Source organism: Alteromonas sp. I10 (assembly GCF_003201515.1).
Taxonomy (GTDB): domain Bacteria; phylum Pseudomonadota; class Gammaproteobacteria; order Enterobacterales; family Alteromonadaceae; genus Alteromonas; species Alteromonas macleodii.
The window spans coordinates 42,809-54,588 of the sequence record NZ_QJJN01000013.1 but is presented as its reverse complement, the minus strand read 5'-3'; the positions used below and the strand labels follow the sequence as shown (position 1 = coordinate 54,588).

Below are 11,780 nucleotides of genomic sequence, written 5' to 3'. Positions count from 1 at the left end.
TACGAACAGTATCTTAGGAATGACTTATTTGTCTAGGTCGTGCGCCCTAAAGGCATTTGGAAGTAACTCACCAATGGTGGTTTCGAATGTCTCGCCGTTTTGACTTACCATGGTTACGGGAGTTTCATCTGGGGCGAATTCAGCAATTTTCTGTCTGCATCCACCGCACGGAAAGCAAAACTCGTCGTTCGGGCTCGCAATAACGATATGCGAAATACGTTTTTGTCCCTGTGTGACCATATTGCCAATAGCTGTGGCTTCAGCACATTGTCCTAATGGAAAAGCAGCACTTTCTACATTACAACCAGAGAAGGTTTCGCCACTTGGAGTAAGCAACGCAGCACCAACTTTAAAGTTGGAATAAGGTGAGTGTGAGTTTTTCTGTGCGTCAAAAGCAAGTTGTGATAGTTGTTCTAAATTATTTTTCTTCATAGCTACCTGTGTTAACCACCCAATACGCTTTACTTTTATCATCAAATGCGAGAAGGTTGGCGGCATTAGCGCCGCAACAAGCGTATACTTAATGCTCAGGCGGTTTTTTCTTTTTTTATAGAATGCTTTTTTACCATGTGCAGAAACGTTAGTCTCATCTTTTTTTCTCTATTCGCTGCTATTTTAACCGGTTGTGCGCAAACACCACCTGTTTCAGAAAGACCACAAATGGGAAACCTGCTTTTAGCCGAACCTGCGCCCATTAATCCTCGTTCCGAAATGGCTATTGCTCGTTACAATCAGGTGCTTACCAGCCCTGCGTTATCAGATGAAGACAAAGCTGAACTGCACTTTCAGCGAGGCATGTTGTACGACAGCGTGGGTCTATCGGGCTTAGCGCAGTTTGATTACACCCAAGCCATTAATTTAAAGCCAGATTTGGCTGAAGCCTATAATTCTATGGGTATTCACTATATTCAGCAGAACGACTTTATTCAGGCTTACGACGCATTCGACTCTACGCTGGAAATCAACCCAGAGTATGATTTCGCGTTCCTAAATCGCGGTATTGCGCTTTATTACGGTGGCCGCGCCGAACTCGCGACCAACGATCTTAACCGCTTTTTTGAAAAAGATGACAGCGATCCATTTCGCGCTCTGTGGGCCTACTTTGCGCATCACGACGTGTCAGAGCTTGAAGGACAAAAATACTTGGCTTCTATTCGACCAACGCTGGACAACCAGCACTGGGCTACTACGCTGGTGGATTTGTTTTTAGGTACTGTTGATGAGAACGATGTACTTAACTCATTGTTAGACGGTGTGAAAAGCCAAAAAGCGTTAACAGACAGGTTGTGTGAAGCGTATTTTTACTTAGGTAAATTTCATACCCAGCGCGGCAACAGCGGTATTGCATCAAATTACTTCAAGCTTGCATTAAGCACCAATGTATTTGATTACGTTGAACACCGCTACGCACGAATGGAACTTAACCGTTTGCGTGAACTAGCTAGCAGCGATCTGGTTAGCGAAGAGTAAGCAGCAAGCGTTATGCGAGGCTTATTTTTAGCAGTGTTCGCACTGCTCATAGTTGCGGGCGATAGCGGACGCTATGTCCCGCAACTAATTGCTAATGCAAGCAAGGTACTTACGCCGGCAAGCCTAGTGTCAGATAGCGACCCAACTGAAAAGGCGAGCTCTGCTTCAGCAAATACTGCCGACGGCATGGCACAGGACAGCACAGAATCTTCTCCCGACGCTCAAACTTCGGATATTACCGAACGTTTCAATTATTCTGACTATCACCTTAAGCATGACGCACTAGCGCTACTTTGGTTAGCTGCAAAGCAGGGCAGTGAAAATGCACAGGCACGCTTGCTCGGTGAATTTGAGCGTGCGTATAACGCAGGCTTCATTGCTACTGACTATATCGATGAAGCCACTGCAACCTATTTTCTAGAGAAGCTAGTGAATCTTGAAAACGCAGACGCTGCATGGCTGCTGTACCAAATATTAGGTGAAGAAGGTGCGTCACAGCGCTTTATGCGCTTAGCGGCGCTCGGCGAGGTCGCAGAAGCACAGCTTGCGTTTGCAATGTCTACCGATTCGCCAGAAAAACGTGAGAAGTGGCTGGTACGCGCGGCTTCACAAAACTACGTACCCGCACAGGCCGCATTGGCCGATTGGTATCTTCTACACGGGCAACAACAACTAGCGAAACCACTGCTCGCAGCAACAGCAACCTTAGACATGCAAAGTGCATTTAAGTATGCTCGCCTTCTGTGGGACGAAGGGGAATTTTCTGAGGCTAAGGAGCATTTTAGCTTTGCCGCGAAGAAAGGGCATCTTCAAGCGGAAAAAGCCTTAGAGGCCATCAATCTCTACACGCCGTATTCTATACAGCAAGCACTAAAGCAGTCTCCTTCATTTAACTGGGAGAATGAAGGGAAATGCCTTCAGCGTATTCAGCCTTTTGCTACCAGTTTAGCTACTATCATGCGTGCTCACAGTCTTTATAACTCATTCAACGACGACAAGCGCCTGCAGAACCTTTCTATTTGCCTGACCCCGCCTATTTGGCTTAAACCCGATGTACTAAGCTGCGATCCGGATTATAAGAACGCTGGGATCTTAGGCTGTAGTATTACTCCTTTGGCAAGCATTGCGAAAAAGCAGAAATTTAGTCATGCAGTAGTAGTGGCAGAGCAGGGTAAGGCAAATGTTCAAAACGGCGTAATGTACTTAGACATTAGTGACGCTTATTCAGTGTTTGTTCACGAGCTAGCGCACTTCGCAGGCTTCGCTGACGAATATCCTATTGGCAAGGGCATGGCGAATAGGCTGTGCGATGAAGATGGAATAAGCGATTTTGCACCACCAAACCTAATCGTAGACTCTGAGTATTGGTACGCACCTCACGAAACGGTTGAAAATTGGCTAGAAATAGATCCTGCAACCATTATTGCACGCGCCAAAACGTGCACCGTATTGGGGAAAAACAGCTATAAGCCCAGTCGCAGAATTACCTTTATGGAACATCACGATAGCGGCGTGATCCCGCCTTTATATTTGGTACTGTGGCAGCAGCAGCTGGAAAAACAAAATGCCCAGCGACCTATTTCAATGAATTTTTTCCAGGCGTTCCACAATAGCGGCAACCAAAAAGAAGCCGCACACTGGTTAGCTGAATACGAAGCGTTTACTGGTGGCAAATAACCGCAGCTCTCATTACTAAAACAATGCACTCGCCACTATTTGGCGAGTGTATCTTTAAGCTCTCTTACCCACATAGACGTTGCACCACAAATTGCTACGGGCATAACGATAAAGTTAACCACGGGAATAAGTGAGAATATATTCACCATCATTCCGAACGTCATCGCTTTCCCTTTGTGTTCACCAAGGTGCAGGCGCATGCGCGTAAAATCTATTTTGTGGTTGTCGTATGGGTAATCGCAGTACTGAATTGCCATCATCCAGGCGTTAAATAAAAACCACAAGACTTGCCCAATAATAGGTAGGAAAAAGAACAATAACAAAAAACCAATAGCGCGAGGTAAATACCAAACGAGCTTGGTAAGTTCACGGCCTACAGTTCTAGGAATGTCTTTAACTAAAGACATCACGCCCTCGTCACCTAAATCTTGACCCGTTAAATGACGCTCTACTTTTTCTGATAAAACGCCATTAAACGGCGCTGCAATCCAGTTTGCGAGTGTACCAAAGATGAGTGCGAAAATGAGCAATACGCTGATGACTGCTAGGGGCCACAAGAAAAAGCTGATCGCTGTTTTGATCCAGCCTAACCATTCAGGTACAAGGTCAATCACATAAGCGATGCCCATTTCTATTTGGCCAAATAAGAAGTAAAAAGCCACAGAAAAAAGCACTAAGTTTATTGTTAGGGGTACAAAAACAAAACGCTTTAATCCTTTGGTTTTTATAAGCGAAAAGCCTTCAAAGAAATAATGTACACCGCCTGAACTCATTCGTACTCCTTCGCGTTTGAAACGCTGTGTTTGTTAACTATCTGTTCTATCATACGCGCTTGGCGTATTCTCTGCCTAACTCAGTGAAATGGTAATTGTTACAAGCTGTTAGATTTGGTAGAGTCGAAGCATAATAACAAAAGAATCTTCCGTGTGATTGCATCATTTCTACATCAACTGCTATTTCAGCCGATGGTTAGCTGGTTTCTGGCTAATATCAAGGCGATACCGCGTGCAGCTTTGTGTTTAAGAGGGATGATGTGTGAGGCTTAAAAAGATTAAGCTCGCGGGTTTCAAGTCCTTTGTTGAGCCAACTACTATTCCATTCCCCGGCGAAATGACCGCCATCGTAGGTCCTAACGGCTGCGGCAAGTCGAATGTCATTGATGCTGTACGTTGGGTTTTAGGTGAAAGTTCTGCCAAAAACTTACGCGGCGATGCAATGACCGACGTGATTTTTAATGGCTCTTCGTCTCGTAAGCCAGTGGGGCAATGTAGCGTTGAACTTGTTTTCGACAACAGTGCAGGGCGGATAGCGGGTGAATTTGCCAACTACAATGAGCTGTCTGTTAAACGCTTAGTTACACGGGACGCCACCTCTACCTATTTTCTAAACGGCACTAAATGTCGCCGGCGTGATGTCACCGATCTGTTTCTAGGAACAGGGCTAGGCCCCCGGTCTTACGCCATCATTGAGCAAGGTATGATCTCGCGGCTTATTGAATCTAAGCCACAGGATTTGCGTGTATTCATAGAAGAAGCCGCGGGTATCTCAAAGTACAAAGAGCGCCGCAGAGAGACAGAGAACCGTATAAGGCACACGCAAGATAACCTTGAACGCTTGAATGATGTGCGCGATGAATTAGGCAAGCAGCTCGAAAAATTACAGCGTCAGGCTGCCGCGGCTACTCGTTACAAAACGCTACGTGCACAAGCCAGAGAGCTGAAAGGCCAGTTAGCAGCCCTTCGTTTTCTAAAAAATAGTGAACATATTGAAGCGCTGCAAAAACAGCAGCAATCACTACAGTTAGAAGTGGACGACTTAGTGGCTCGACTACAGGGCGATGAAGCGGGGCTTGAGTCGTACAAAACCAAGCAACTGGAAACAAAACAAACTATAGATGATCTTCAGCAGCAGCTGTTTACTACTAGTAACGCAATCACACGACTAGAGCAAAATGCGCTGCACGCAAAACAACGCAAAGGGCAGGTAGAGCAAGAGTTAGCACGAATTAGCGAGCAACACGAATTGCTTAACCACTCTATTGACGAGGCACAGGAAGCGCTTGCGGTATCAAACGAGGCGCTTGAAAACATTGAGCCTGAATTTGCCCTTAAGGAAGCAGAGTTAGAGCATGCCAAAGAGCGTTTTGAAGACGCTGAACAAGCGCTAAGAGAATTTAACGCACAAGCGCGAGCGCAAGAACAAACCTACAATCAACTTCGTCAGAATGTTCAGCAATGCCATAGCCAAATTCAGTCAACTATGAGCATGCAGTTACGCACTTCTCAGCGTATCAGCGAACTACAAGACGAGCTAAAACAGCTAGATGAAGAAGATTTTGCCAGTCAGATAACACTTTTAGAAGAGCAATGTAGCGAACTCGATTTTGACATTGACGAAGCTAAGCAATTACTTCAAGAGTCCAATCAAAAGGTGTCGCAGCAACAAGGCGAAGTCAACGCTATAGAAGCGAAACGCCGTGATGTACAAGGCCAGTTGCAAACTGCACTGTCCACAAAAGCTGCACTAGAAGCGCTTCAGCAAGATGCCTCAAATAATGAAGACGTACTATTAGACGGAATAGAAAAGCTGTGGCAGCAGTTTAGCTCTAACCAAACCCTTGCACCTTGCGTAGAATCGATTTTACAACACGCAAAAGACCCCGTTGTTGCCAAAAGCCATGACATACAGGCATTGCTTCAAAATCGCGCTTATTTGCCAAGCGGCATTAAAGTGTTTACCGATAAGGCGTTTGTAAGCACTGCCAAATCGGGTTCACTAGCACACGCTCTATTAACTGAATCTAGCACTAATGAATCGTCAACACAGCGTGTTCCCGCATTTTTTAATGACATTTACCTTTGTAGCAACGATGACGAACTTGCGGAAATGATTGAAAGTGCTTTTAACAATGAACCTGAACCTGAAGGTATAGCCAAGGGGTTTACTAGCGCAATCTCACCTTCAGGGTTGTGGGCAAGCTCGCAGTGGGTAGTGAAACCTGGCGAAGCAAGCGACGGTGCTTTGCAGCGGGCGAACAAAATTAAGGGGCTGGTAGACAGCATTGAAGAAACTGAAAGCCTTATAGATGAGATTGAGTATTCACTAGAGCGCGCCAAACAGGCACTTGAACAGAGCGAAGCGCAAAAGCAGGCTATTCAGAGCGCCTTGGGTGAAAAAGAAAACCAGCGCGCACAGATTAAAAATAAACTTTCTTTGCTTGAAATGCAGCAAGAGCAACAGTCAACACGCACTGCCAAACTTAATGACGAGTTAGCAAAGCAAGAGTTAATGTTAGCGAAAGAAGAAGAGCAACTAGCCCAACTTTCGGAAAAGTTAGAGCTTCAAGAGGCACAAATACTTGAACACGAAGTGCACATTGACGATGTGAACGCTAAGCGTGATGCAAATGAGCGAACTACATCAGAGCTACGCGCGTTAGTTGATACATTAACATCGCAAAATCATGAGCTTGCACTTAAGAAGCAGCAACTAGAGAACCACCAGAATTTATATAGCCAACAGGTTACACGTAACCTTCAGCAGCGTGAAGAGTACATAAAAAACAAAGAAAGATTACAAAAAGAACTTACACAGCTGACGTCTCCTGAAGAAATTCAAGAAGCAGAGCTACAGTCGTTGTTAGAGAATAAAGCGGAATTAGAACAGCTGAAAAGTGCTAAGCAAAGTAGTCTTGAAGATATAGAGCAGTGGTTGCGAGAAGCCGAAAAAGGGCATCAAGCTCTGGGTAAAGACATTCAAACGCGACAAACCAATATCGATAAACTCAACATTGATATTGAAGGCTACCGGGTACGTGCGAATACGATTTTAGAACAGCTTGATGAAACGCAGCAGTCGCTGAAGAGCATTCTAGAAACCTTACCTGAAGATGCCGAAGAGAAGCGCTGGCAAGAAGACCTTGAAAAAACGCAGGCTAATTTGCAGCGCTTAGGTGCAGTGAACTTAGCCGCGGTTGAAGAATATGAAACCCAGTCGGAAAGAAAGTCACATTTAGATACACAGCACAACGACCTTACTGAAGCCTTGGAAACGCTACAGTCGGCCATTCGGAAAATTGATAAAGAAACCCGCACGCGCTTTTCTACTACCTTTGAACAGGTTAACGAAGACCTTAAAACGTTATTTCCCAAAGTGTTTGGGGGCGGTTCGGCGTATCTTGCGCTTACCGATGACGATTTGTTAGAAACTGGGGTGACGATAATGGCTCGCCCCCCTGGTAAGAAAAATAGTACGATTCACCTCTTAAGCGGTGGAGAAAAAGCACTAACCGCTTTATCATTGGTGTTTGCTATTTTCAGATTAAATCCGGCTCCATTTTGTTTGCTGGATGAAGTAGATGCACCATTGGATGATGCAAATGTAGGGCGCTTTTGTAACTTAGTGTCAGAAATGTCACAAACAGTGCAGTTTATTTATATCACCCACAATAAAATAGCGATGGAAATGGCCAGTCACCTCACCGGTGTTACCATGGCGGAACCGGGAGTTTCGCGCATGGTGGCGGTAGATGTGGATGAGGCTGTAGCCTTCGCAGAAGCATAACAAAGGGCGAAAGAAATTAAATGGAAGATCAATTACGTCTATTTTTACTCCTTGGAGGCACGGTTTTTATCATCGCAGTGCTTGCCCATGGTATTTGGAAAATTCGTAAAAACAGTAAGCCTTCGGAAAAAGAGCGCTTAGAGCCCCGTCAGTGGCAAGATGATGACAACGATTTCGAGTCCGACGAGCAAGAAGGCTTTGACGAGCTTGGCATTGGCGCGGTGCGCGTGGTTAGCAAATCACAAAACCAAGAGCGTGAGGCTGCAAGCAACGTATCGACGAATACGGCAAAAAGCCCTGCGCATCACGATATCAATGAAAAACATGCTTACAGCAGCGAAGAAGCTGATGACGACGATAGCTTGTCTCAACATGCCACGTCAAAAGAGCACGGTGATGGAAAAGAGGGCGCACACGGTGAGCATGCGGGTAAACGCCCAAGCAGCGTTGGTAATTCCGCTATGCCGTCTGACGGGAAAGAAGAAGCTGAGAAAGCACCAAAGCTCTATGGCTCTGTGGTTACGAATCCGAAGCCACACATGAAAGGGCAAGCTCGTCCCGATGGCGCATCTACAAAAGGTGCTAACAGAGGCGACGAAAACCTTGCCGCGTTCCCTGAACCTCCTGGCTTCTTACTTCGTGAAGGCGAAGAGCAAGAGGAAACGTCTTTAGCGTCGCATGCTCAGCGTGAAGAAAGCGAACAGCCAAATACTCCAAGTAATCAAGAGAGAGCGGATAACGCGCAATCGCATGATCCAATTCAGAGTCAGGCGGGCGGTCATCAAGAAAGTGGGCGTGCAGAGCCAGTTCGTCCTGCACAGAAGTTTTATATCGACCCAACGCTGGAGGAAGAGCCTGAAACAGTGCAGCCGCCGGCTAAAAACGAAAGAGAAGTTGCTGATTTTAGTTTAGATGCACCCGAAGAGTCTGTTTCATCCAGCGATGTTCATGAAGAAAATGAACAGCCTCGACGTTTTGCACGTAATAAACGAAGTAAAACGCCAGTGAGAAGACGTGAAGAGCCGAATTTTGGCGACGATCAAATGCGTATTGATTTTGACACCAGTGAAGCAGCTAGCGCTGATTTTGGCGATGAAAGCTTTAGTGCTAATGAGTCAGGTAATGATGGTGCTGGAAGTACACCAAAGACCGCTAAGTCGTCGATTGAACCTGAGGTTTTAGTATTAAATGTAAGAACGCCAGAAGGCGAGCCTATCTCAGGCGCGGCGCTACTACCTATGCTATTAACATTAGGGTTCAAGTTTGGCGATCAAGACATCTTCCACCGCCACGTAAATTCAAATGGCAAAGGGCCAGTATTGTTTAGCCTTGCTAACATGTTTAAGCCTGGGGTTTTCGATATTGATAACCTAGAGAACTTTGAAACCCAAGGTATTTCGCTGTTTATGATATTGCCTATTGAGGGTGACCCTCATCAAGTGTTTAACATGATGCACAATGCCGCCCGCAAATTGGCAGATGAGTTCGGCGCACAAGTACTTGATGGGCGCCGAAGCGTATTAACGAAGCAGGGCTTACAGCAATACGTCGAGAAAATTCGTGAGTTCGAGCGCAAGCGTATGATTGCGCGCAGCTAGCGTTAATTTATCACTTGCGCCTCAATCTTGTGGATTATTCATGTAGGTGCAAAAACAAAAAAGGACTTGGCTCATACCCAGGTCCTTTTCTGTTGATTAGGGTCTATTGATCTTTGATGTATAACAAGGGCTAGCAAGCCATAGCATTGTAGCGTGGCTGTACGTTTCACAACCTGACTGAAATAGGCCAGGTTTTTGCAGCCCATTTGGAACATACAGCGGCTTGGGCGAATAGGCCTTGGCAACGAATTGTAATACTTTTAACTATTTAAACGGCGTGACAACAACTCCATGTCAGATTCTTTAGAACAAGCAAAGCAACAAATAGCAACACTTCGCAACACACTTAATGAGTACAACTATCAGTACTATGTGATGGATGACCCTTCGGTTCCTGATTCAGTATATGATAGAGATATGCAGGCGCTTATTGCGCTAGAAAAACAATATCCTACGCTTCAAAGCCCGAATTCTCCCAGTCAAAAAGTAGGGGGCGCAGCGTTATCGGCCTTTGAACAAGTTACCCATGATGTTCCTATGCTGTCGCTGGATAACGCCTTTGATGAAGAATCACTGCTTGCCTTCGAAAAACGTTTAAAAGACAGACTAAAAGATTCGGCAACGTTAGATTTTAGCTGCGAACCCAAGCTAGATGGTTTAGCGGTAAGTATTCTGTACGAAAATGGTGAATTAGTGCGTGCTGCAACCCGTGGTGACGGTCAGGTAGGAGAGAATATCACGGCGAACGTTCGTACCATCTCTAATGTGCCGTTAACGCTTCGTGGTGATCATTATCCTGAGCGCGTAGAAGTGCGCGGTGAAGTGTTTATGCCCCGTGATGGCTTTGCAAAACTCAACGAACACCAAAAAGAAACGGGGGGTAAGGTTTTTGCCAACCCTCGTAATGCTGCGGCCGGCAGCTTACGACAGTTAGACTCTAAAATTACGGCCAAGCGCCCGCTGATGTTTTATGCTTATTCGCTAGGCGTAGTGCAACCTGAAAGTTTTGAATTACCCACAACACACAGCGAGCGCCTAAAACAATTGGGTAATTGGGGGCTGCCATTGTGCCCTGATATCGATACTGCTGAGGGCGGTAAGGGCTGCTTGGCATACTACAACCACATTCTGGAAAAGCGCGACAGTTTGCCATACGACATTGACGGCGTGGTGTTTAAGGTAAACCGTATTGACCTGCAAAATGCCCTTGGCTTTGTGGCGCGAGCGCCTCGCTGGGCCATTGCACAGAAGTTTCCTGCACAAGAAGAAGTAACTAAGCTACTTGACGTTGAGTTTCAGGTAGGAAGGACTGGTGCGATAACGCCGGTTGCCCGTTTAGAGCCCGTGTTTGTAGGCGGAGTAACAGTATCTAATGCTACTCTTCACAATCAGGACGAAATTTCCAGATTAGGCGTTAAAGTTGGCGACACCGTGGTAATCCGCCGTGCGGGTGACGTTATTCCTCAGGTCGTGTCTGTGGTAGAAGCTAATCGCACAGGTAGCGAAACTGACATTAGCTTCCCAAGCCAATGCCCGGTTTGTGACTCGCAGGTTGAAAAACTAGAAGATGAAGCGGTTGCTCGTTGCACCGGTGGACTAATTTGTGCCGCACAACGCAAACAGGCGCTTAAGCATTTTGCTTCGCGTAAAGCATTCGATATTGATGGTCTGGGCGACAAGTTAGTCGATCAGTTAGTTGACGCTGATCTTGTGCACAGTCCCGCCGACTTTTTCACGCTTTCGTTAGGCGATGTTGTTGGGCTAGAGCGCATGGCTGAAAAGTCTGCCAGTAAGCTACTGGCATCGCTTGAAGCTTCTAAGCAAACAACGCTTGCCAAGTTCCTATACGCATTGGGGATCCGTGAGGTTGGCGAAGCTACTGCGGCAAACTTGGCTGCGCACTTCGAAACCTTGGAGGCTATTCGCGAGGCGTCGCTTGAAGCACTGGTTGAAGTCCAAGACGTTGGTGAAGTGGTGGCTACCCACATTTTCAATTTCTTTAACGAGTCACACAATACCGATGTTATTGATGCGCTGTTAAAAGAAGGAATTAACTGGCCTGCTATTGAAAAGCCAGATTCGGATAATTTGCCTCTTGAAGGCAAAACATGCGTTATTACAGGTACGCTCAGCGAAATGGGGCGTTCTGACGCGAAAGCACGTTTGCAGTTACTTGGTGCAAAAGTGGCAGGCTCGGTAAGTAAGAATACCGACTTCCTAGTTGCAGGAGAAAAAGCGGGTTCCAAATTAACCAAAGCACAAGAGCTAGATGTGGAGGTATGGGACGAAGCTGCGCTTATCGCTTTTTTATCAGAGCATGAAAAGTAGCCTGTCTGGCTTAAATTCAATAAGAGCGCTCGGCGTAATGTTTTTCCTGAATAGATTGACGCCGAACTCATATTGATAGTTACCAATAAAAAAACGCCACTTCTATGAAGTGGCGTTTTTTTATAATTCTTGCTCTGTCTTTTA

7 protein-coding genes are annotated in these 11,780 nt (G+C 45.9%); 5 read left to right on the top strand and 2 right to left on the bottom strand.

Annotated features, from left to right (window positions below; translation table 11 throughout):
- Positions 1-24 precede the first annotated feature (24 nt).
- On the bottom strand, positions 25-432 hold the full coding sequence (gene cdd / locus BZA03_RS19590) for a cytidine deaminase (protein ID WP_041693482.1): 408 nt from the start codon (positions 430-432) through the stop codon (positions 25-27).
- A gap of 135 nt (positions 433-567) precedes the next feature.
- Here cdd and nlpI point away from each other — a divergent pair, with 135 nt between their 5' ends.
- On the top strand, positions 568-1,470 hold the full coding sequence (gene nlpI, locus BZA03_RS19585) for a lipoprotein NlpI (protein ID WP_014949420.1): 903 nt from the start codon (positions 568-570) through the stop codon (positions 1,468-1,470).
- 12 nt (positions 1,471-1,482) lie between these two features.
- Complete coding sequence (locus BZA03_RS19580; RefSeq protein ID WP_110289637.1) at positions 1,483-3,147, top strand: sel1 repeat family protein; 1,665 nt, start codon at positions 1,483-1,485, stop codon at positions 3,145-3,147.
- A 35-nt stretch (positions 3,148-3,182) separates the two neighbouring features.
- Here the strand turns inward: BZA03_RS19580 and cysZ are convergent, their stop codons facing one another.
- On the bottom strand, positions 3,183-3,920 hold the full coding sequence (gene cysZ, locus BZA03_RS19575) for a sulfate transporter CysZ (protein ID WP_014979262.1): 738 nt from the start codon (positions 3,918-3,920) through the stop codon (positions 3,183-3,185).
- 262 nt (positions 3,921-4,182) lie between these two features.
- Between cysZ and smc the strand changes: the two genes are divergently transcribed.
- From smc to ligA, 3 genes are all read left to right on the top strand, one after another.
- Complete coding sequence (gene smc, locus BZA03_RS19570) at positions 4,183-7,710, top strand: chromosome segregation protein SMC (RefSeq protein ID WP_110289636.1); 3,528 nt, start codon at positions 4,183-4,185, stop codon at positions 7,708-7,710.
- Between the two features lie 20 nt (positions 7,711-7,730).
- Positions 7,731-9,308 carry a cell division protein ZipA gene (zipA, locus tag BZA03_RS19565; protein WP_110289635.1) on the top strand — a complete coding sequence of 526 codons (1,578 nt, stop codon included), beginning with the start codon at positions 7,731-7,733 and terminating at the stop codon, positions 9,306-9,308.
- A gap of 291 nt (positions 9,309-9,599) precedes the next feature.
- A complete protein-coding gene (gene ligA, locus BZA03_RS19560) occupies positions 9,600-11,636 on the top strand; it encodes an NAD-dependent DNA ligase LigA (protein WP_110289634.1) in 2,037 nt (678 codons plus the stop codon).
- Positions 11,637-11,780: the final 144 nt, after the last annotated feature.

Coding starts and splice junctions, on each gene's coding strand:
- ligA (WP_110289634.1), top strand. CDS start 9,600: ATGTCAGATTCTTTAGAACAAGCAAAGCAACAAATAGCAACACTTCGC.
- cysZ (WP_014979262.1), bottom strand. CDS start 3,920: ATGAGTTCAGGCGGTGTACATTATTTCTTTGAAGGCTTTTCGCTTATA.
- zipA (WP_110289635.1), top strand. CDS start 7,731: ATGGAAGATCAATTACGTCTATTTTTACTCCTTGGAGGCACGGTTTTT.
- nlpI (WP_014949420.1), top strand. CDS start 568: ATGTGCAGAAACGTTAGTCTCATCTTTTTTTCTCTATTCGCTGCTATT.
- cdd (WP_041693482.1), bottom strand. CDS start 432: ATGAAGAAAAATAATTTAGAACAACTATCACAACTTGCTTTTGACGCA.
- BZA03_RS19580 (WP_110289637.1), top strand. CDS start 1,483: ATGCGAGGCTTATTTTTAGCAGTGTTCGCACTGCTCATAGTTGCGGGC.